Raw genomic sequence first — 23,479 nt, forward strand, 5'->3', positions numbered from 1 at the left:
AGGGGAATTTCATTGGGTAAGCGAGCTATTAACGGTTCTGATTTTGCTGGAATGGCATTATTAGGAGCTGACTTACTAAAGCGAAATGCTGAACAAGTCAATGCACTTAACGTGTTTCCAGTGCCGGATGGCGATACTGGAACAAATATGAATCTAACAATGACTTCAGGAATAACTGAATTGAAAAACAAACAATCTGCTCATCTGGGGAAAACAGCTGAAGCATTATCTAAAGGACTATTGATGGGGGCGCGTGGTAATTCAGGCGTTATTCTTTCTCAACTATTTAGAGGGTTCTCTAAGTCATTAGCGAGTGCCGAGGAAGCGACGGCTATAGATATTGCTGTTGCCCTACAACATGGTGTGGATATGGCATATAAGGCTGTTGTTAAGCCGGTAGAGGGAACAATACTTACTGTAGCGAAAGAAGCAGCGCGTCATGCTGTGCAATTTGCTCGTCGTAATACAGAAGTACTTGAATTAATGCAAGAAGTACATCAAAGAGCTTACGAAGCTTTGCAAAAAACTCCTGATCTATTACCGATTTTGAAACAAGTAGGCGTTGTTGACTCTGGTGGTCAAGGACTTGTCTATATTTATGAAGGATTTGTACAATCATTATCCGGCAATTCAGAAATTTCAGATGATCTAACCTCTGAAGCTGCACCTGCAGATGTATATGTTCCACAGCCTATACGTAACATAGTTCCAATCTCCGCTCAAGCAAAACTAGAGACTTTAGATATTGAGTTCTTCTATGACATGGAGTTTTTCATCAAGCGCAATGTATCCGGAACTTCTGTATCCGCCTTTGATGAATCCGCTTACAAGAAAGCATTATCTAAAGATGGGGACTCAATTCTAGTAATTACAGATGATGACATTATTAAAGTTCATGTTCATTCTCGTAAACCAGGTGATGTGTTCAATTTGTCAGTTCCATATGGTGAACTTACAGATATGCATATTCTTAATATGCGCGAACAACATCGTGAATTGCTTGAAGAAGATAGTCACCAATCGCATGCGAATTTATCAGCTGCCGAGCTGTTAGCGGGACAGGCCATTGATAATCGTCCAACCGAGCAAGCCTTTGAGCGTGCGCCTTACGGGATGATTACCGTTGCACTTGGTGATGGGGTTGCTGAATTGTTCCGTAGTAGTGACGTGGATATCGTATTATCCGGTGGACAGACAATGAATCCAAGCACAGAAGATTTTGTGAAAGCGATCGAAGCACTCTCTGCGGATCATATTTTCATATTCCCAAATAATAGCAATATCATATTAGCTGCTGAACAAGCTGTGGAACTAACAGAGCGCTCTGTTACTGTAATACCTACCAAAACAATTCCGCAAGGGATTGCGGCGGTGCTTGCTTTTAAAGAAGACGAAACGCCAGAACGCAACAAAGAGTGGATGATTTCTGCTGCTAGTACGGTTGTATCAGGTCAAATTACGAAAGCGGTTCGCGATACGAGTATTGATGGTGTAGAGATTACTGAAGGACACTATATCGGTATTAAGGAAAAATCAATTGTAACTTCTGAGGCGGAACTTCTAGATGCATGTAAGGCTCTACTTGCAAGCATGCTTGAAGAAGAAGGGGACATTGTTACTATTCTTACAGGTGAAGGTTCATCAGATGAAATCTCAGCTTCGATTAGCGAGTGGATTAGCGAGCATTATAGCGATCTAGAAATTGAAGTGCAGCATGGTGGTCAACCGCTATATCCATATGTGTTTGCAGTCGAGTAATATCAATTAAGCGATAAGGGAAGGGGAATATCGTAAAATGGGAAATATTCGAATTGTAACGGATAGTACAGCAGACATTCCAGCTGATGCACGTGAGAAGTACGGCATTACTATGGTTCCACTTAAAGTATTATTCGGTGAGGAGACATTTAGAGATGCCATCGATATGACAACGGATGATTTCTATGCTCGTCTAAAAACATCCACTGTTATGCCGACAACATCCCAGCCATCACCTGCTGAATTCAGTGATGTATATGAACGTCTTCTAGCTGAAGACCCTACAGGTCCAATTATTTCAATTCATCTTGCATCTGTTCTAAGTGGAACGTATCAATCGGCAACGATTGCTCAGTCTATGATTGAAGCTGAAGATGCAAACATTACAGTTATTGATTCAAAATCAGCATCTTACGGCAATGGTATGCAAGTTATTCTTGCTGCTAAAATGGCTGAAGCAGGGGCTTCTGTTGAAGAAATCGTTGCTGCTATTGAAGAGAGACAGAAGAATGCAGAAATCTACTTCTTAGTGGATACGCTTGAATATTTACAAAAAGGTGGACGTATCGGCAGAGCTGCTGCTCTTATCGGTTCGTTACTTAATATTAAGCCGATTCTTTCGCTTGATGAAGTAGGAGCTGTATACTCTGCGGATAAAGCAAGAGGTAGTAAAAAAGCAATGGCTAAAATTGTTGAGTTATTGAAAGAAGCATATGGTGATGCTGAGGTTGGTCTGGTTGTCGCAAAGACAGATGATGCAACGATTGCACAAGAGCTTGAAGCACGTGTTACTGCTGAACTTAATGTGAAGGAAATCCATTATACAGCTGTGGGTACTGTTGTAGGTACTCATACTGGACCTGGTACTTCCGCTGTATTCTTATATAAGGTGTGAGCTTGGAATGATCAAACTTGATCAAATTCCAGTTAAACAGTTGAAAGGCGTGAGTGCTCTTAAGGAACAGGAGCTTCACGCCTTTGGCCTATATACTGCGAATGATATTATATTATACTTTCCGTTTCGATATGAAGATTATCGTGTACGTGACTTGACTGAAATAAAAAGTGGTGAAAAAGCTACAGTTATTGGAACTGTACGTGGTGTTCCTGTATTACAACGTTATGGTAAGTCAAAATCTCGTCTAACATGTAAAATACAAGTCGGTATTCAGTTAATTACTGCAACTTGGTTTAATCGTCATTTTCTTCGTGAAGGATTAATTCCCGATCGAGAAATTATGTTAACTGGTAAATGGGAACAGTCTCGTCTGCAATTAACAGTGTCAGAATCTGAGTTTCTTGATGCCGTCAAACCATCTGCAAAGATGGATACATTGCAGCCTGTTTATTCCGTAGGTGGAAAGATTACACAGCCATGGATTCGCAAATTAATTACAGCGACATTAGAACAATATGGCAGTATGGTGGAAGAAATTCTTCCCTATGGAATCGTCCAGAAATATAATTTGATGAATCGAGCAGAGGCTATTACACATATCCATCATCCTGGTGATTTTGCCGCTGGGCAAGAAGCACGAAGACGAATGGTGTATGAGGAATTATTTTTATTCCAGCTTCGTTTGCAGGCATATCGTGCACTTTCTCATCGGAGGCAGGCGGGTATTGCTATGCAGATTGACAGTCAATGGATTCGTGAATTTGCTGCGACGTTACCATTTGAACTTACAGACGGTCAGAAGAAAGCGATTAACGAAATTTCTGTTGATATGCGTCGTAATTATGGAATGAATCGATTGCTGCAAGGTGATGTTGGTTCTGGTAAAACGGTAGTTGCTGCGATTGCACTCTATAGTGCAGTGAAGGCGGGGTATCAAGGTGCATTAATGGTTCCTACGGAGATATTAGCAGAGCAACATTTGAAGAGCTTCACGCGTTTATTTGATAATACGAACATTCAAGTAGGGCTGTTAACAGGAAGTTTAGGTGAGCGCAAACGTCGTGATATGCTTGCCTCGCTGCAGATGGGGCTAATTGATGTTGTTGTTGGTACACATGCACTTATACAAGAGGATGTTTTCTTTAGCAAGTTAGGACTTGTCGTAGTCGATGAGCAGCATCGCTTTGGTGTTAATCAACGGAGCATATTACGTCAGAAGGGGATTCATCCAGATGTACTAACGATGACGGCGACTCCGATTCCGCGGACGCTTGCTATAACTGCCTTTGGTGATATGGATGTATCGACGATTCGCGAGCGTCCACAAGGGCGTAAACCGATCGAGACGTTCTGGGTTAAGCATAGTGCTTTAGATCGCGCATACGGCTTTATTCGCAAGCAAGTAGCGCTTGGTCGTCAAGCTTATGTCATCTGTCCTCTCATTGAAGAATCTGAGAAGCTAGAAGTGCAGAATGTTATTGATGTTCATATTACGATGCAGCAGGCATTCCCCGATCTACAAGTAGGACTGTTACATGGTCGTATGAGTGCAGCTGAGAAAGAAGCGTCGATGGGTGCTTTTGCTAGTAATGAATCACAAGTGTTAGTTGCAACAACTGTTGTTGAGGTAGGCGTAGATGTTCCTAATGCTACGATTATTATGATTATGGATGCTGAGCGATTTGGGCTTTCTCAATTGCATCAACTTCGGGGCCGGGTAGGGCGTGGCGAGCATCAATCGTATTGTATTTTACTTGCTGATCCCAAGTCAGAAGTAGGTCGAGAACGAATGAAGGTTATGACCGACACGAATGATGGTTTCGAGGTAGCGCGTCGTGATCTTGAACTTCGAGGTCCAGGTGACTTCTTTGGGACAAAACAAAGTGGTCTACCAGAATTCAAGCTTGCTGATATGGTTGCAGACTACGAATTACTTGAGCAGGCTAGGGAAGATGCTACTGAACTCGTGGCTCGCGACAGTTTTTGGCATGATTCTACGTACGCTAGATTAATAGAATGGCTTCGAAATGATCCTTTATTTCAAGGAGAACAAATAGATTAGGCAATTATTAGCGATCGCCTGCATATAGTTAATTCATTAGAGCTAGTTGCCTATACGGAGGTGTCTGATCAATGAGTTATCAAAAATTCGGTATTAGTCCGCAGTTAGTGGAGCGAGTGAAGTTTAAAGCGAAAAATCCAGCTACAAAGGAACGTCTTCGCAAATTACTTGGTGATGCTACCAAATACGATTTGCAGGATCGACTGAAGGTTCGTAAGCTGACCAAATCTGCTGCAACTATTTTGCAAGAAAAACTAACCGAAACACAGGAAGAACAAATTGTTACGTTCGTGTTAGCGCAAAAAATAGATCCAAACAATACGCTTCATTTATTGAAATTATGGAGTATGTTCCGCTAAGCTATTGTAATAGTGTAAGTTCGCTGCATTTTTGATGTCGAATATGCTACGTAGTAGTGCATCGTTATCAAAGTCTGTTTTTGAACTACCCCTAGGAAAAGGCATTCATTGCCCACTGCATGTTCGCATGTAGCAGGTGATGAATGCCTTTTTGTTATGGACTGGATGAACTGTCATAAATTTCAGTTGCATAACGAATAGAATAAGAGTATATAATAAATAAGAACATATGTTCTGTTGTGTGCATAATATAGCAGAACATATAATAGCGAAATGATTTGTGGGGCGAGTGCGATGACGCATAAGAAACAAGAGCGCATCATTATGTTAGCAGACTGTCAGTCTTTCTATGCAACGGTAGAAAAAGTTGCTCATCCTGAGTTAGAGGGTCGACCACTTGTTGTAGCGGGTGATCCGGAAAGGCGTTCAGGTATTATATTAGCTGCTTGTCCAATAGCAAAGCAGTATGGCATCAAAACTGCCGAGACGTTAGGTGACGCGATTGCCAAATGTCCTAATGTAGCTATTATTAGGCCTCGTATGGAGGAGTATATTAAAGTATCTTTGCAAATTACAGCGATCTATCAAAGTTATACAGATCTTGTTGAGCCATACAGTATTGATGAACAGCATCTTGATGTGACAGGCAGTGTACAAAATTATCATACCATTGAGCAAATGGCATACACGATTCAGCGACAAGTGATGCGAGAGACAGGAGTACGTATTCGAATTGGTATAAGTAGCAATAAAGTATTAAGTAAGATGGCTTGTGATCACTTTGCAAAACAAAATGCATCAGGACTATTTCGTTTACCTATTTCACATATTGAAGAGGTGCTATGGTCGCTTCCGATTGGCAATATGTTTATGGTAGGCAGAAAGATGAAGCATCATCTTGAAGTTATGGGCATTCATACGATAGGGGAGCTAGCTCGCACGCCGCTTGCTACATTACGTCGCCGCTTTGGAGTGAACGGTGAGGTGCTATGGCGAATTGCAAATGGAGTCGATGATTCACCTGTTTCTCCAATGACACACATTGCGCAGAAAGGAATAGGTCATCATATGACGCTACCTGTTGATTATGAAACGTTGGAAGCGATCAAGGTGCCACTGCTTGAGTTAACGGAACTTGTATGTCAACGTGCTCGAATGAAAGGTTACATGGGCTCTGTTGTGTCAGTAGGCTGCCACGGGGCTGACTTTGATTATCCTACAGGATTCCATCGTCAGAAAAAGCTAGATGATCCAACTTATTTAACGGATGATGTGTATCATGTTGCACTTGAATTACTCGAGAAACATTGGGATGGCTTACCGATTCGCAGTATTGGGGTGACGCTTAATCAATTTGTTAGCGATGAACAGTATCAGATGACGTTATTTGATAATCGTGAGGAACGACTTGCACTCGCTCGTACGACAGATTCGATTAAAGCTCGTTATGGCAATACAGCAATTATGCGAGCATCATCGTTGACGGAGGCAGGTCAAGTGCATGATCGTGCACGGAAAATAGGAGGTCATTACAAATGAGTTTGAAATTAACAGGGAATGGTCTATTCGAGTCATCACGAATGATGCTACCCGAACATAAGGAAGCCTATAATGAATTTCATAAAAATTTGGAACAGAAAGAACGCCCACACTTTGATGAACAACGATTAGTTGAACTTTCTTATCAGTTTGCCGAAGCGATGAATGAGAAGGCTACTGTTCGTATTCGCATTTATGATTTGTTCCAGGATCGATGGATAACAGGAAAAGTTCAGCGTATTGATGTTTTGCAAGCTCGAATGAAATTGGTGCAGGAAGACGAGACACGCTGGATTAAGCTTGAGGAAATTATTGATCTTGTCGTGGAGTAGATAGTTGCTGCTTCGCGACATATTAAAACAGGAAATTGAGTGGAGAAAATGCTTGATTTTCTTGTAACACTTAGGAAAAAACAGCATTTTTTTCGAAGACTTGTACTTAGTTGCGTGTTCTCAAATGTAACATTTCTTGCAGTTATTGAAATGAATTTTACTTAAAATGAGTCAGTAGTTCGGGGTAAAAAAATAAAACAAAGAACGAGCGTCGATGATGCCCGTTCTTTGTTTTATTAAATAACGTTTAAACGTAAGCTAATATTCAATTAAGTGAATCTTGTACAATCATATCGGGTTTGAATTTAAAATATTATGTTAGAGTTGTTTGTAACATTCATGTAACATACTCAGGTTATTCTATTTAAAGTGGTGTGATTGTTAGTCTATTTGCATAATCAAAATTTTGGTTTTGTGCTTGAATAAAAAATAGGTTAGTGATTTGTAAAATGAGTTTTAAAATGGGTCTATTATAAAATAGGAGGTAAGATAAATGAGGAAAATAAGTAAAATCATTTTAATCGTTGCAATGGCAAGTAGTGTTCTTACGGGGTGTATGAATGAAAAAATCATACCAAGTAAAGAGGAAATCTCACAAATTAATAATTTAAACTTTAACTTTAGTGTAGATCCGGAGACACTAGCGCTTGAGGTAGAGTCCAATGGAATTACCGAGAAAGTATCGGAGCCCTTGGAGAGAATGAAAGTTTCAAATTTAGAAGACAGTGGAGATAACATTAGCTGGAGCTATTTGGAACAGGGAATTGACGTTGATATCGAGAAAAAAGAAAATTATGTAGATGTAGCTATAAAATCAAGTAAAGTCGAAGACAACACGTTTATATGGCCAAAAGTGAACGGTGATGGATATATGCTCCCGTTTAATCAGGGCAAGTATATTCCAAGCAATGATTCTATTTGGACAGATTATTTAAATGAGGGAAAAATGAAGGTTATTGAGGCTTTATCTATGCAATTTTTTGCAGTTGATAAAAGTGAGTATTCGCTAGTATATATAATTAGAAATCCTTATAATAGTGAAATTGATTTTAATACAGAAAATGGTATTGAGTTTGCTTTTAATCATGAGTTTCCACAGATTAATGAAGAGAAGGAATATGGATTTAGAATATATTTAACTGAAAAAAATACAGTGGATGTTGCAAAAACCTATAAAAACTATTTGATTGAACAAGGTGATTTCAAAAGTTTGGCGGATAAGGCTGAAGAAAATAGTAATATTGAAAAGCTTTACGGTGCACCCCATGTTTATTTTTGGGATAGAACGGTGATTTCAGAGGAAAATATAAAATGGGCAAAACTGAAAGAAAGTTTACCTGAAAAACTGAAATTATGGATTCAGGAGTTATTAACTACTAAAGTTGAGGATGGATCAGAACTTTCATCGGGCTTAGAAGATTTGAATAACTTAGATTATGTAGACAATTACACTAAGAATAGAATACTAAAAGGTCTAAGTGCCGTAATGCAACTAAAAGAATTCTATAATCAGGAAATATTTACTGATTTAGATAAAGAAACGCAGGGGCTATTAGACAGGGGAATAGCAAAATTAAATGCTGTTGAATTAATTGACTTAAATAAGAGATTGTTAAAAAGCGTGCTTGGAAATGTAGTTGACCCAATAGAGGAGTGGGCAGCTGCAAATACCGTAGATGTGATAAAGGATATGAAGGATTCAGGGTTAGAATATATGTGGATTGGGTTGGACGACTGGCAGGAAGGGTTTATTAAGCCAGAGTTAATAAAAAAAGCGGAAGATTTGGGGTATTTAATTGGCACATATGATTCGTATCATTCAATCCATGAACCAGGTAAAGAGAAGTGGGAAACTGCCAAGTTTAAAGATACTTCACTATACGAGGATGCAACTGTAACGAATAAAGATGGGAGCAAGATTGAAGGATTCCAGGGTGTAGGTAGAAAATTGAATCCGACACTTGCAATGCCTAGTGTAGAAGAAAGAGTAACTACGATTTTAAGTACTGGCATAGCGTTTAACTCATGGTTTTTAGATACAGATGGCACTGGAGAGATCTATGATGATTATTCGCCAGAACATATTACTACTGAAAATGAAGATATCCAAGCTAGAATTAAGAGAATGGAGTATCTGCAAAAAGAATGGAATATGGTCGTTGGAACTGAGGGAGGAAATGATTTTGCTAACAAAACTATTGCCTTTGCACATGGAATAGAAACACCATCATTTTCTTGGATGGATGCGGACATGGCCAAAAACAAAGAAAGTGAGTATTATGTAGGGAGATACTATTCAAGTACTGGCGGAGTACCCGAATTATTCTCTAAACAAATACCTATAAAGGAAAAGTATAAGAAGTTATTTTTGGATACAGATTACACGATCCCATTGTACAAGTTGGTTTACAACGATTCAGTGATTACAAGTTATTGGTGGGGATGGGGAAGCTTAAAATTTGAAGATGAAATAGTAAATAGGATGTTGTATGAGATACTTTATAATGTCCCTCCTTTATATCATATAGATAAAGTTGAGTGGGAAAAACACAAAGAAACAATAGTTAAGCATTCTAAAGTATGGTCAAAGTTCAGTGAAAAAGCAATCAAGGAAGAAATGACAGATTTTCGAATTTTATCAGATGATAAACTCGTTCAAATGACAGCATATGGTGAAGAATTAAGTGCAGTAACAAATTTTTCAGAAGATGAATTTAACTATCACGGGGAGATAATACCTGGGAAATCAGTTTTAATTATTGATGGCGACAGTAATACTATCTATTCACCGGAAAAATAAGCGTGAAATTCACTACATTTTAACTGTTTATTTCCGATAAGCTAAATCAGAACACTAAGGAAGAAAATGCTGAATAATGCCCCTTTAAAAAAGAAGTGCACCCAACATTTGGAGGTGCTTTTTTTATGGAGAAATTTACAGAAAAACAAAAAATAGAAGCAGTAGAACAATATCTCATTACAGATAGTGGACACCGGTCTAAAATGAATCGTATGCGTAATCATTTTACCATTGAACCCGACGTAGTAATGGAACTAAAGTATGTAATAGAACACAAAACAAAGATTCATTCATTAAGTTTCTTTCTCAGTCCACCCGAAGCAACCTTTACCCTAAAAGAGGTAACGCAAATTAACGATGATGTCGTTAAAGACAAAGTCATATGAGTGGATACAAAAGAATAGATTAATGGAAATCTGTATGTAGGAACTAGAATAATGAAAAAGAGAGTTGAAAAAATTTCCATAGTAGCGATAGTGCTAGTCTTGATAGCATCAGGAGTTTTTGCATTTCGTAAACCTTTGGCTATGCTTGCATTTAATATATTTCTATCAGATCAGGTCGTGAACACGTTAGAGGAGAAGTCATATAAACCTCTAGAAGGGGAGGGAAATGTAACTTATAGTAAAGCAGAAACGCTGAACCCTTTTTCTGTTTTACTATTAGGTACAGACCAACGTGAAAATGAAACGGCGCGTTCAGATACAATGATTTATGCGGTGATAAGACCTCAAGAATCAAAGGTATTATTGGTTTCAATTCCACGGGATACCTATACTGAAATTATAGGAAAAGGAAAGAAGGATAAGATCAATCATGCCTTCGCTTTTGGCGGACAACGAATGGCGAAAGATACCATGGAGGCTTTGCTCGCCCATACGTTAGACTACTATGCTTCAATTAATTTTGTAGGATTAAAGGATGCGGTGGATGAGCTTGGAGGGGTGGAACTTCCGATTGAGAAGGATATCGTCAATAAAGGGATAGACCATGATAAATTCACGATTAAAGCAAATCAGTCTATTTATCACGGTACCGATGCTTTAAATTATGTTCGATACCGTGAGGATAGTGATTTCAATCGTACGAAGAGACAACAGGTCTTCTTAGATCAGGTAGCTAAAAAGATGATGAATCTAAATCAAATCGTTAAGATTCCACAATTACTTGATATTATGGGATCTAACCTACAGACGGACATGCAACCTAAGTTTATCATTGATCTGAGCAAACAACTCCTAGCCGGAAGTAAAGTTCAAATTACAAGTTATACGGTTATGGGTGAGAGTATCCGATTGAATGGGATATCCTATGACCGTGTGGATGAAGAAGATCTTAAATTTGCTCAAGATCTAATTGATAATTGGACGGACAACAACATACCAACAGATCAGTTACTAATGCCAGAAGATCAGGATAAAGCAGAGTAAGTTAATTTGAATAAGTAGCCCTGCCGCGAATAACGATAGTGATAATGGGAAGAAAATAGTCATTGAAAAGAGTCTTATGGAAATGCAATTATGCCATTTTTAATCCCTCATTTTGACGAGATATATGTAGTAGATTCTAGGAACAGACGCCTAATCGAAATGATTAGGCGTCTGTTTTTATGTGGATTCGTGAATTCTCGTCACGGCACTTATTCAATTTGAACCGTTCTATCTCCTTATTGAAGATGATTAGTTGTTCTCTTGCTGAATGAGTGTTGACATATTTTATGTCGTAGTATATAGTTGTGACATAAAATATGTCGGAGGTAGTAAGGATGAACAAATCAGAGATGGAACGGTCCAAAACTATTTTGGAATATTTGGTCATGATTAATGAGTTGTCTTATTCTGGGATAGGTCGTGAACTTAACATTACACCACAGCAGTTTTCAGACTGGATTAAAAAGCGTAGACCGATTCCGCAGGAGCGTTTGCAGGCCCTTGCAAATTATTTTGGAGTTGAAGAAGCAGTGTTGATTGACAATCATCAATATGCAAAGCCAATAACTTCTATTGCCAAAATCGAGCTTCATATGCTTCTAGTGGAACAAAAGGTAGAACAGTTAGAAGTTGAGGGTGCAGACGAGGAAGATATTGAGCCTTATCGAAATAAAAAGTTTGAACTTCAGCAAGAGAGGGAAGATGAGCTTCGTCTTGCAAGAATTGCCGTCGTGTTACAGCAGAGGGATGAACGAATCGATGCCCTTATCGATATCGTATTAGATGAGCTTGAAGCTGGACAAATAGAGGATCTCAGAAGAAAACTACAAAAAGGAGATGTATAGAAGTGAGTACAGCAATATATGTGGGCAAGAAAGGCATTAACCTACTTGGAAAAAACCAAGACAATCCCTACGACGGAGCTTACATATTCACCAATAAACGAAATGTTACGAAAAGAGCGATGGTCATGCCACCAGATCATCCGGCGGAATGGAGTTCGCGGTACGGCAGCTTAATTATCACGCAGGTAGGTAAGGAAATGCCAAATGGCGGCATGAACGAAGCTGGTCTCGTGGTGGAACAGACAACATTATGGCAGTCTGCTTATTCAGAGAACAGCGTCCTTCCGGCAATAGGCGAACTCCCGTGGATGCAGCTATTACTAGATACTTGTTCATCCGTACAGGAAGCGATAGAAACCGCATCAAGAGTCCGTATTGTACAGCCAATGTCACGTCTTCACTATATTGTTTGCGATCGTTTAAAAGACTGTGCGATTATTGAGTTTTTAAACGGAGAAATGAACGTGTATCGTGGCAATACGTTGCCGATTTCGATAATGGCGAATACACCTTATGTGGAGGCAGTTAGAGACTTGGAAGATATGGAAGAAAAGTGGCATATTAGGTATGATGATTATTCACGAAATTCGATGGAACGCCTCAAGAGAGTAGCAACTTCTATTGCCCTTCCGATACCCTCTAATGAGGGAGAACATATTGGTTACCTATTTGAAGCACTACAATCCGCTCGACGAGAGGATACCGCTTACAGTCTAGTATATGATTTGGAAAAATTGGAACTGCATTTCTTATCGAATCAATATCCTGAGAGGAAAGTCATTCGACTAAAAGAGTTGGATTTTTCCTTGCATTCCAGCGCAAAGGTGATTGATCTACATCAATTAGATCATGGAATTTGTAATGACCGTTTTGAAGAGTACAACTCAAGTATGAACCGAATAGTTGTGGAGTCATTTTTTCAAGATCCTGTATTAACTGAAGCATTTGGATGGACGATTACAGAAGAAATGATTAACTTTCTAGCTTCTTTCCCCGATTTGTATCAGTCCGGAGATGAATGAGGAGGCTACTATTCGTATTTATGATTTGTTCCAAGATAGATGGATAACAGGCAAAGTATCACGAATAGATCCGTTGCAAGTTCGGATGAAATTGGTACAGGAAGACGAGACACGCGGATTAAGTTTGAGAAAATTATCGATCTTGTGGTGAAGTAATTAGTTGCTGCTCGTGACACATTAAAAATAAAGGGAATTGAGACAAGAGATCGCTAATATGTCCCATTATTTAAGGCGATGGGTCAATACCCAGAATAGAAGAGCCAAAGCACTGACAATTGCACCTAACAAACACACTCCGTTCCAACCTGAGTAAACATAGATACTGGTAGATGCGATTGACCCGGTGGCGCTACCAATGGAATAGAAAATCATGTAACCAGCAGTAAGCCTACTGCGTGCCTCAGGGCGCAAAGTAAGGATCATGCTTTGGTTGGTGACATGTACGGCTTGTACTGCCAGGTCAAGAAGAAAAATACCGACGACTAATGCGAGAAGTGAATGTTGAGTATAACTTATTGGCAACCATGATGTAACCAACAGAATCAATGCGACGCCTGTGGTCCTATGCCCTAAACCTCGATCGGCAAGACGACCTGCTCGCGCTGCTGCTAACGCTCCAGCAACTCCAGCAAGACCAAACGCTCCAATAGCAGTATGTGAAAGAGAAAGCGGCGGAGCGCTAAGAGGCAGCACTAGGGAAGTCCAGAATATACTGAAAGCGGTAAAAATCAACATGGCTAGTGCAGCACGGATTCGCAGAATTCTTTCTTGTGCGAACAATGTGAGCAGCGAACGAAGCAACTGTAGATAGGATATTGATTCTCTTTTGTGATCATAATGCGGAAGTACCCTAAGCAATACACATGCCATGATTAGCGTTAATACCGCAGAGACAAGGTAGACGGAACGCCATCCGGCTAAATCCGTTAATACGCCAGCGAAAGTTCGCGCCAGTAGAATACCAATTACGATTCCACTTGTCACAACACCCACGGTACGCCCACGTTCAGCTGGGGCAGCTAAAGTTGCCGCAAACGCAACGAGCGTCTGTGCCACTACGGCAAGCAATCCAACCGCAGCTATGCCTATGAATAACACCATGCTGGTGGGAGCGGTGCCAATCACAATTAAAGCCAACACGGATACTAGCATCTGCCCAGTAATCAACCAACGTCGATTTAATAAATCGCCGAGGGGCACTAGCAATAGCAGTCCAAATGCGTAACAAACTTGAGTTATTGTAATAACAATGCCGACAGATGAATGAGTAATACCGAACTCGTTTGAAATAGCGTCCAGCAAGGGTTGCGCGTAATATATGTTGGCGACTGCCAGTCCGCAAGCGATCGCAAATAAGAGTGCAACATTGCGAGACATTAAAGATGCGGGCGCTGTTTCTGATGTTATAAGCGTCTCTTGAGCTGGTACAACGTGTTTGCCTGTATAATCCACGGTAATGACTTTCGATTCTTCAATAAACTTCCCCAAAGATAACGCCTCCTTAAATTTATGTTTATCAGATTTATAGAATAAAATACCGATCGGTATTTAATTTGTTGATAAATATAACTCGAAAAAAAGATATCTGTCAAGAGATTATTGTAGAGGAAAGCTGAAATGTAGCGATAACTCTAATTAATCTACTTTTGTATGAGATTTAAGAGCTGTAAAAGCTTAATCTTATTGACAGAATAATCTTCACATTATAAAATTATAACATACCGTTCGATATGAAAAGAGGGGATTGCTATGGCACGAAGACGCGAATTTGATGAGGACAATGCATTGGATGCAGCTATGCAACTATTTTGGGAAAAAGGGTTCGAAGCTACCTCTTTAAGCGACTTGACATCAAGAATGGGCATTCAGCGACCAAGCATATACTCCACCTTTGGGGACAAAAAAGGATTATTTGAAGCTGCGTTGCGAAAATATACAAATTCTCATGCTGCCTATGTTCGCGCCAATTTTCAAAACAATTCTTCTGTTAAAAAAGCATTCCGTGCCTTTTTTGAAAATATGGTGGCAAAAGAAGATGAAAAAAGTCCGAACTGGGGGTGCTTTTGCATCAATTCGATGGTGGAGCTTGCGCCTCATGATGAGAAATTTGCAATCCTAACAAGAGAACATCAAATGTATCTCTCGGTAATATTCCAAGAAACGATTGAAAGAGGTTTGCGCTCAGGTGAGCTTGATAGCACTATTAATGCAAAGGGTTTAGCACAGACGCTAGTCATATCGTTAATAGGACTGACGGTGTTCATGAAATCTCGTCCTGAACGAGTATTTGTTGATAATTCTGTAAAAGAAATACTTACATTGTTAAGATAGAATCAAAAAATATGGAATCGGGTCTATGTGCGTTGGAAACAAGTTGGTTACCATATCGGAGAAGCAGATGGTGCTTCAGTAACAGGCAAACCAATTGTGGACATAGCTAGTGCGTTTACCGTGTAGATAATAGCAAAACCATAGAATATTGGATCCACATCCACTACGGTGAACCGTATCATAATTAGGGGCAAGTTTTTTGGTGAACCTTTTAAACTCTAACTATTTTATTTCGTAGTGACTATCTTGGAGTAACAATCATTACCACAACTTACGTTCACGAAAAGGGTTCTGGGTTTTAAGTCGCGAATATGATGTATGTACTTTATTAACTGATTTGGTGAATCATGATTATAGTGAAATATCATAGAAATGAGTAGGTGAGGCATAGTGACTCAGGAAGAAGTGTTAAAAGGCGGAAATGTTAATCACATTGTCCGTAGGGAAAACACTGTTCTCCGTCCCACAGGTTATTGGAGCCCGTGTGTTCATGAGCTACTTAAGCATCTAGAGAAGCAAGGCTTTCAGGGAGCACCAAGATTTCTCGGAATCGACGATTCCGATCGTGAAATACTAACCTTCATTTCAGGGGAAGTCCCAGGGAATGATTACCCTGAACTTGAACCTTACATGTGGTCGGATGAAATACTTGTAGATTTAGCACGTCTTTTACGTAGTTTTCATGATGCGACTGAAGAATCAACTCTCATGACGAAGAGCAAGTGGCAGCTTAGTTATGTCGACGAACGTGAGCACGAAGTGATATGTCATAATGACGCTGCATTGTACAACGTGGTCTTTCAAAAGGGGATTCCTGTGGGGCTGATTGATTTTGATATGGCTGGTCCAGGTCCACGTATGTGGGACATTGCTTATTCCCTCTATACATCGGTTCCACTTGCGAGCTTCGAGCCTGACCATTCTTCGGGAAAAACGGTGAAGTACCAATCGGATCTACACGCAACGGATCGCCATCAACGAATTCATTTGTTTTTTGAATCGTATGGAACTCCCGTCCCCAATGAACTGTTTCAGTGGATTATTCAACGATTGACTACAATGTGCGATACGTTGAGAAATGGTGCTGCCGAAGGGAATCTTGCCTTTCAAAAAATGGTTGATGAGGGACACTTGGCTCACTATGAGAGCGAAATTCGATTTGTAGCGGATCATTTCAATGATTGGATATAGAATTATGTGTTATTCAAGTGGATTACTATAATTGAAGCATAGCGAGATCCAAGAAAGGGTCATCCCGTAAAGGATGGCCCTAAAACTTGTCGTTCCAGACAGCACGGAGAGCCTTATCATAAGTGACGATAAAAAAATTGTTATGGAAAGTTGGATAGTGTTGTAGAGATGTGGAATATTGTTATAGAGGTTGTCCCAAAAGTCATAAAATGACGGAGGGACATCCTTTTTTTATGAGAAAGCTTGAGAAGACTGTCGAAGCATTAAGAAAGTTAAGCGAAGGGCATACCAAAGTATTAGACAAGCCAAATAATGAGGCTCCAGACATCAAAGCTGTCATGTACGTAAGCAAAGCAATGAGAACTGAATCAGCGTGCTCCACGATTATTTTGTATGGGGTACGGTGAAGGAGATCAGCAAAACGCTGTCCCAGTTTACCGAGGAGCCAGTGATGACCGCCGGATATAGTATTACGACTGCGATCTTCTTTACATACATAGACTGAATACAGCCGAGGAATGGTGGGAAAGCCGGTTTCCCCAAAGAATGGACTTGTTCGTGCCGGACAGTGACAAACTTTAAATGGCGAAAGTTATTATTACTGTACGCTATATACTACTGGCGAGGGACATGCACCAAGCATCTCCGCCTGGTCATGGGAAGCTTTGGAGATGGAATCGGCCAGATAAGGAGACGAAAGTAATACACCGGGATCGACGATAGCGGAACTCATCAAATGGTTCTATGCCGATTTGCCCTATTGTTGTTTCGGGGATGAGATCAATATCGAAATTGCCCTACGTTTGAATCGGGCGGAATCTCTAGCATGCAAGTATGGTTGGCGGAAGCAGGGGAGTAGAAGCATCCGCTTTCGGGATCTCTAACCGTCTACAATATTCCGGTTTAATGATCACAGAAACGGAAATCACGATGGCAGCACTCTTGATGAACACTTGCTACCGCAAATCTGTAGCTTGATCGTGCAATGTTTAGTCGTTGTCATTGTATGTAGTTGACGGTAGAAGTTATAATAATCTTGTATGGCTTTTTCAGTCAACTAGCATAATTTCAACACTATTAAATGAGGTGGAACTATTTGTAGTACATTACTAAAAATTCATCGGGATGACATTGCTAGAGCGGCTGCTGTTCTGGCAGAAGCATTTGCACAGGATGACCCGCTTTATCAACATATTTTACCTGATGAAACAACAAGACTGCGCGTACTGAATATATTTTTCCATCGTTATATTGAAATGCTTTATCCTTATTCGGACTTGCTAACGACGTCAGATAACTATGAAGCTGTCGCATTGGTGTTCCATTCGGAGCGTCAGACGGGAACGTTACTCTCGAACGTTAATTACATGAAACAGATTGGACTAGCGATCATAAAGTCTTTACCGATTTGCAAAATCATTGGTGTGCGAGGTTTCATTAGAGGACTATCTATTTTATTGAATATGAGTTCCTCATGGTTATCGATGCTCGGGGATCAGAAATATATGCATTTGGATATGCTTGTCGTGCAGCAACGCTATCGTGGACAAGGTTTCGTCTCAAAGATTATTAAACCATTACTAGACGAGTGCCAAGATAAGAAGTACTTATGTTCGTTAGAGACACAGACACCGAGTAATATACCAATGTATGAACATTATAAGTTCTGTATGGTTAAAGTTATTCCATTACAGAATAGTTCACTTGAGCAGTATTGTATGGTGTACACACCTGATGGTGCTCAGTAGGGCGATGTGGGACACATGAATCAATAATTCATATATTAATAAGTAATACCGAGTATCATAAATATGAGGGTATCTCAAGAGCTATGCAAATGGCTTAGAGATACCCTCATTTTCTTTAGAGTGGAAATATAGCTGTGGAGGAAGTGGTGAATTGGAATAGTAATGTAACTGGTCACACTTTATGAAGAGGATTTATTAGGGTAGTATAGAATAATATTACATATATTTGACGCACATAGAAATAGTAGACGTAACGTACATCCAAAAAAGCTGGGAGGTTACACAATGAGCAGATTTAGTCATATCGATCTAAGGTGAATTGTTGGCACGAAGTAAGTCTGTTTTATGAAAAATTAATGTATGAACTTGGGTTTACGAATACATATCATTCGGAGCGATGGAAAGTATTCGCCGCGCAAGGAGATCTTCCTAGCGTTTCATATTTTGCTATAACAGAAGATGCTGAGCATAAGCCAAGCAGTAACTTAATCGGTTTTTGGGGAAATGATCGTTCAGAGGTAGATCATATTGCGGAAGTTGTAAAACAATATGGAGGAACTATTAACAGCGGCCCCGCGTTATTCCCGATTAGTCCGAGCTATTATGCCGTTTATTTTGAAGACCCTTGCGGCAATAAGTATGAAATGGTGCACAGATTGAATTAATATAAGAGAAAAGAACGTAATAACGAGAACAACCAACAAACGCTCGGTTTCTGAGCGGTTTTTTTTTGAGATAAAATAAATTGTATTTTAAGGATTCATTTGGCATCACTTACCCATAATCAGAAAAGCCATGCATCTAATTAAATCACTTAGATGGTACGCCACGATTATTTCCCTTTAATTTCCATTCATACTGGACGATAAACCTTTATAATAAATGTAACTAGACCACTATCAATTAAGCCTACAAAAGTAAAGGTAAGCAGGGGGAACAATGGATAACATTCATTACTTATCACAATTTAATTTACTTAAAGCGCTAGATACAGATGATCTGATTGAGATGGAACAATTAACTGTAATAACGGTTGTCCCGAAACATACATTTATTCAAACGCCAGAAACGTTTTCTGAACGGTTATTTTTTGTAAAAAAAGGGAAGGTTCGCTTATACAAAGTGAATGTGGAAGGGAAGCAATTTACATCGGATATTATTAATGAAGGTAATGTATTTGGTGAACTAGACATGATCTCATTTGGAACTAGAGAACATTATATTGAAACAATAGAAGAGAGTCATATTTGTCACATTGATTCTAATAGATTTGAAGAGTTCATTTGTAATCGACCGCGATTTATGTTGTCACTATTGAACGTACTGAGCGAACGTATCAAAAGTATGAGTCGGTTAACCGAGAATCTAGCACTTGGTAATCTGCATAATAAAATTTTGTTCATTCTTATGAAGCTAGCTGATGAACATGGGGAGAAGAGTGATGATAATTACTGCAAAATAAGTGTTCCGCTTTCCCATCAAGAAATTGCCAATATGATAGGTGTAAGTAGAGAAACTGTTACGATGGCATTACAGGAACTTGTTAAAGAAGAGCTTATTAAAACAGGTTTTAAGACGATACATGTAGATCGAGAAAATATTTTAGCAACAAATATAACTTAAGAGTAGTTGATGTAATCTTTTGTAGAGAGTTGTGAAGCACATTACATCTTATTTATCGAGAGTACAGTAACATACCAAGGGATAGGTACTTAATAAAACCTTAAATTTGTATGTGAAATGAAGATTTCGATGAATAAACAAAATTTACTTGTAATCTCGAATGATTTATTAATTAGGAAAGGTGCTCGAAAGATAAGCGAGATTCCAAGTGAAGTGATAGAACTGCTACAGAAAGGGCAATTACAGACAGTCAATTTGACGGAATGGATTGCTGTTGATCATATGACTCTACTTCAAAATATTGTAGATGAATTAGGGTTAGAAAAGGAGTCGGCAGCCGTTATTCAAAGGCTGAACAATCTATCCGAAAAGAAAGTGATGAAAATAATACCTGCAATTGCTCGTGAATGGCAAATATTATTAGATAGTAAATCAGAAGTAGATAGTATCAGACTTTACGCAGCGCTATCTCAACATCTTTCGGATAGTGTCCGCTGTTGGGCTGCTTACATTATAGGTCAGAATCAACGAATGAGCTTACATGATAAATTAGTAAATATACGTCCGTTTGCCGCAGATGATCATTTTGGTGTACGCGAGATAGCTTGGATGGCATTAAGGGAGGATACTATTAATAATTTAATAGAAACCATTCGCTACTTAGATGATTGGGTGTTTGAAGAGGATGTGAACATTCGAAGATTTGCTATCGAATTGACCCGTCCGCAAGGTGTATGGGCCAAACATATTACTGCTCTGAAAGAAAATCCAATGATAGCACTCACGCTTCTTCAATCGGTTAAGTCTGATCCAGCAAAATATGTTCAAGATTCAGTAAGTAATTGGTTGAATGATGCTAGCAAGACGAGGCCAGAGTGGGTAAAGCAAATCTGTGAGCAGTGGTTGAAAATCTCGGATACAAAGGAGACAAAGCGGATTGTCACTCGAGCGCAAAGAAGTATAGTGAAGTGAATCGGTAGATAAGGTGCAATATGAAAATTTGAGGGGAAAGAGCTTAGTTTGGAACTCATAAGAAGAATAAACGCCAAGGAATGAATTTCTGATGACTGGCGTTTTTTTGATGATTTTTAATGTGAGTTGAGTAAAATTCACTATTTCAACTAGGTAAAAGTATAGTGTTGGTTACTGTGGCCGACTTAAGAAGTGCGTAATAACAAACATCATTCACGTAGCAATGCATGTTTGTTAAACACTTATATGATTTTATAATGAATTTGCGAATGGAATTATATTACTGTTCGCGGATTCTAGTAATTAGAATCCAGGTGTGCGTCATGCAATAATACTTTTTAAGGAGGTTGTTATAGTGAAGCGATGGGTTATTTCCGTTTTTGCAATTCTACTAATCGTTATAGGTTGCTGGATGTTGATGAATGCTCTTGGTAATGAGAGCAATTCTGAAAATCAAGAAAAAGCAGTAGTAACCGAGGATACCGTTACTACTAATGCAGCAATTATCAATGTTACTGTTAATAACGGACGAGATTTGGTCCAATACTTGACTCCGGCTTATGAAGTCACAGTGACAAAAGATATTCTGTATGCGAACAAGAAAAACGAGACGGATGTTGAAGAACTGCTTAAATTCGATCTGTATCAGCCAGTCGAAGACAATAATGAGCAACGACCAATATTTATTTACGTTCACGGTGGAGGCTATACAGGGGGGAATAAATCTGACACAGGTGACTTTTCAACGGAACTGGCGAGTCGAGGATATACCGTACTATCCATCGATTATAGGTTGAAAAATAATCCATTTATCAATTTCAATCGCACGCTTACTGACGCTTGCGAGGATATAAGTGATGTAATCCATTGGATCAACGACAACGCAGATCGTTACGGTATGGATGCCAGTCATATTGTTATTGGCGGTGATTCGGCCGGAGGTCATCTTTCAATGAACTTTGTCAATCAATATCTAATTACAGATCCGTCCACCGTTAAGTCTATTATTGCCATTGTGGATATATATGGCGGTGATCTGACGGTAATCCCGAACAGCGAGCTGCCGCCGGTTCTTATCATTCATGGAACAATAGACACAATGGTGCCGTACTATAAAAGTGTTAAAGTGGCCGAGCAATTAAATAGGAAAGGAATTTATTATAATTTTCTCACGATGGAGGATGTCGGACATGATTACAAAAATGAAAAATACTATAATGAAGTCATTGAGACGACATCACATTTCCTATGGAATGTGATGAATAATAGCGATCTTGCAAAACTACCTGAAAACTCTGGGATGTCAGTTGCTTCTGGCGATGCCTTTGAAATCAAGTTACCCGAAGACTACAGAAACCGTTTAAAGGAGCAGCTCAATATCTCTTTGCCAGAGGGATGGCTGTTCATTAGCGAAGAAGCCGATGCAGTTCAGATACAAGTCACAGAAGATTTGAAGCGTGGAAATCACTCACTATTCGTCTCTTCGGATATGGAGGGTGTCTTGGCGAGAGGCTTTGCTGTAAATGTAAATGTAATCGACCCACTGGATGTGCATTATGAGACATTTTATGATGAATCTAACAAGGCGATAAGCACGCACATGAAAATTACGAATCGATCAACGAATAATTTCAGTGGCTTAGTGGAGGCCGCTTATGAGACAGAACAATTCACCAAAGGCAATTATACTTCGTCAATTGAAGCTCTGAAACCAGGGGAAAGCATCCAACTTGACATTCCTGAGCTTGCACGAGGAGAGCGCACACTAAAAGCTTTTAATGAAGCGGGCACATTATTACAGACTAAGGAGGATTCATTCAACGTACTTCTGTTGCCAAAGTTCAGTCCGTCCGTCCAACTTGACGGTAACTTGTCAGAGTGGAGTGATCAGGCTCGCTTTGATGTGAAGGATGTTAAAATTGTTGGATGGAGAAGTGGGCAGGATATTAGCGCCACGGGCTATATGTCATGGGACTCGAACAACCTTTACCTTGCGGTAGAAGTTTTGGATGATAAGCATGCCCAGTCTGCATCAGGTGATGCGATATGGAGTGGGGACAGTATCCAGATCGGTATAGGCATTGCTAACTCAGATGGTACAGTTCCATCTGAGTCTCATGAAATTGGTGTGGCTCTAGGAGATGATGGAGCTTTATACAAGTGGCGCTGGATGGCCCCAATGGGATTCGATATGGGTGATGATTTAGAACTTCAGTATGCGGTGGTTCGTACAGATTCCAAAACCAACTACGAAATTGCAATCCCTTGGGGGGAACTGAGCAACGACACTACAGGGGTGAAGCAAGGAATGAAGCTTAAATTTTCGATGCTTGTCAATGACAATAATGGTGAGAGGCGCAGAGGGTGGCTAGAATACAACAGTGGCATAGGCTCTGCCAAGGATATTAATGCCTTTGGGGATATGTATTTGGTCGAATGACAGGACTTGAAGGAATTAGATGCTAGATGTACTCTAAAACAAATGTGAAGGAATTCAACTTGAACGATCCAACAAAAGATGCTTCGAGCCTCACATGGTAGTGAGACTCGAAGCATCTTTCATTCTAAA

Annotated in this window: 19 protein-coding genes and 2 pseudogenes; 20 read left to right on the forward strand and 1 reads right to left on the reverse strand. The window is 39.6% G+C overall.

The window, feature by feature from the left end:
* The first annotated feature begins 12 nt into the window (after positions 1-12).
* The 11 genes from fakA (at position 13) to NV377_RS02315 (ending at position 13,045) form a co-directional block, all read left to right on the forward strand.
* Entirely contained in the window at positions 13-1,758 is a 1,746-nt protein-coding gene (gene fakA, locus NV377_RS02265; protein ID WP_258199546.1) for a DAK2 domain-containing protein, read from the forward strand.
* Between the two features lie 37 nt (positions 1,759-1,795).
* Entirely contained in the window at positions 1,796-2,653 is an 858-nt protein-coding gene (gene fakB / locus NV377_RS02270) for a DegV family protein (RefSeq protein ID WP_258199547.1), read from the forward strand.
* Between the two features lie 7 nt (positions 2,654-2,660).
* On the forward strand, positions 2,661-4,718 hold the full coding sequence (gene recG / locus NV377_RS02275; RefSeq protein ID WP_258199548.1) for an ATP-dependent DNA helicase RecG: 2,058 nt from the start codon (positions 2,661-2,663) through the stop codon (positions 4,716-4,718).
* Between the two features lie 71 nt (positions 4,719-4,789).
* On the forward strand, positions 4,790-5,077 hold the full coding sequence (locus NV377_RS02280) for a stage VI sporulation protein F (RefSeq protein WP_258199549.1): 288 nt from the start codon (positions 4,790-4,792) through the stop codon (positions 5,075-5,077).
* A 294-nt stretch (positions 5,078-5,371) separates the two neighbouring features.
* Positions 5,372-6,616 carry a DNA polymerase IV gene (locus tag NV377_RS02285; RefSeq protein WP_258199550.1) on the forward strand — a complete coding sequence of 415 codons (1,245 nt, stop codon included), beginning with the start codon at positions 5,372-5,374 and terminating at the stop codon, positions 6,614-6,616.
* Positions 6,613-6,948 (forward strand): YolD-like family protein, encoded by a 336-nt coding sequence (locus tag NV377_RS02290; protein WP_258199551.1) that lies wholly within the window; start codon positions 6,613-6,615, stop codon positions 6,946-6,948. Before NV377_RS02285 ends, NV377_RS02290 begins: the two co-directional genes overlap by 4 nt.
* Before the next feature lie 493 nt (positions 6,949-7,441).
* A complete protein-coding gene (locus NV377_RS02295) occupies positions 7,442-9,748 on the forward strand; it encodes a glycoside hydrolase (protein ID WP_258199552.1) in 2,307 nt (768 codons plus the stop codon).
* A gap of 125 nt (positions 9,749-9,873) precedes the next feature.
* Complete coding sequence (locus tag NV377_RS02300) at positions 9,874-10,134, forward strand: hypothetical protein (RefSeq protein ID WP_258199553.1); 261 nt, start codon at positions 9,874-9,876, stop codon at positions 10,132-10,134.
* A 51-nt stretch (positions 10,135-10,185) separates the two neighbouring features.
* On the forward strand, positions 10,186-11,178 hold the full coding sequence (locus tag NV377_RS02305) for an LCP family protein (protein WP_258199554.1): 993 nt from the start codon (positions 10,186-10,188) through the stop codon (positions 11,176-11,178).
* Between the two features lie 335 nt (positions 11,179-11,513).
* Positions 11,514-12,023 (forward strand): helix-turn-helix domain-containing protein, encoded by a 510-nt coding sequence (locus NV377_RS02310; RefSeq protein WP_258199555.1) that lies wholly within the window; start codon positions 11,514-11,516, stop codon positions 12,021-12,023.
* A 2-nt stretch (positions 12,024-12,025) separates the two neighbouring features.
* On the forward strand, positions 12,026-13,045 hold the full coding sequence (locus NV377_RS02315) for a linear amide C-N hydrolase (RefSeq protein ID WP_258199556.1): 1,020 nt from the start codon (positions 12,026-12,028) through the stop codon (positions 13,043-13,045).
* Positions 13,046-13,267: 222 nt separating this feature from the next.
* Here the strand turns inward: NV377_RS02315 and NV377_RS02320 are convergent, their stop codons facing one another.
* Complete coding sequence (locus NV377_RS02320; RefSeq protein ID WP_258200342.1) at positions 13,268-14,422, reverse strand: MFS transporter; 1,155 nt, start codon at positions 14,420-14,422, stop codon at positions 13,268-13,270.
* Between the two features lie 372 nt (positions 14,423-14,794).
* Between NV377_RS02320 and NV377_RS02325 the strand changes: the two genes are divergently transcribed.
* From NV377_RS02325 to NV377_RS02360, 9 genes and pseudogenes are all read left to right on the forward strand, one after another.
* Positions 14,795-15,376: a TetR/AcrR family transcriptional regulator gene (locus NV377_RS02325; protein WP_258199557.1), complete on the forward strand. Its 582-nt coding sequence runs from the start codon at positions 14,795-14,797 to the stop codon at positions 15,374-15,376.
* Positions 15,377-15,391: 15 nt separating this feature from the next.
* Positions 15,392-15,564: pseudogene (locus tag NV377_RS26010) on the forward strand (nuclear transport factor 2 family protein); the annotation flags it as partial.
* Positions 15,565-15,766: 202 nt separating this feature from the next.
* Positions 15,767-16,567: an aminoglycoside phosphotransferase family protein gene (locus tag NV377_RS02330; protein WP_258199558.1), complete on the forward strand. Its 801-nt coding sequence runs from the start codon at positions 15,767-15,769 to the stop codon at positions 16,565-16,567.
* Between the two features lie 593 nt (positions 16,568-17,160).
* A pseudogene (locus NV377_RS02335) lies at positions 17,161-17,256 on the forward strand (DUF4303 domain-containing protein); the annotation flags it as partial.
* A 627-nt stretch (positions 17,257-17,883) separates the two neighbouring features.
* Positions 17,884-18,315 carry a GNAT family N-acetyltransferase gene (locus NV377_RS02340; protein ID WP_258200343.1) on the forward strand — a complete coding sequence of 144 codons (432 nt, stop codon included), beginning with the start codon at positions 17,884-17,886 and terminating at the stop codon, positions 18,313-18,315.
* Between the two features lie 356 nt (positions 18,316-18,671).
* On the forward strand, positions 18,672-18,980 hold the full coding sequence (locus tag NV377_RS02345) for a VOC family protein (RefSeq protein ID WP_258199559.1): 309 nt from the start codon (positions 18,672-18,674) through the stop codon (positions 18,978-18,980).
* A gap of 274 nt (positions 18,981-19,254) precedes the next feature.
* The gene (locus NV377_RS02350) at positions 19,255-19,938 is read left to right on the forward strand and encodes a Crp/Fnr family transcriptional regulator (protein ID WP_258199560.1); all 684 of its coding nucleotides are present in this window, start codon (positions 19,255-19,257) and stop codon (positions 19,936-19,938) included.
* A 129-nt stretch (positions 19,939-20,067) separates the two neighbouring features.
* Entirely contained in the window at positions 20,068-20,910 is an 843-nt protein-coding gene (locus NV377_RS02355; protein WP_258199561.1) for a DNA alkylation repair protein, read from the forward strand.
* 355 nt (positions 20,911-21,265) lie between these two features.
* Positions 21,266-23,350, forward strand: a complete 2,085-nt coding sequence (locus tag NV377_RS02360; protein WP_258199562.1) for an alpha/beta hydrolase fold domain-containing protein — start codon at positions 21,266-21,268, stop codon at positions 23,348-23,350.
* Positions 23,351-23,479: the final 129 nt, after the last annotated feature.

Source organism: Paenibacillus endoradicis (genome assembly GCF_024721975.1).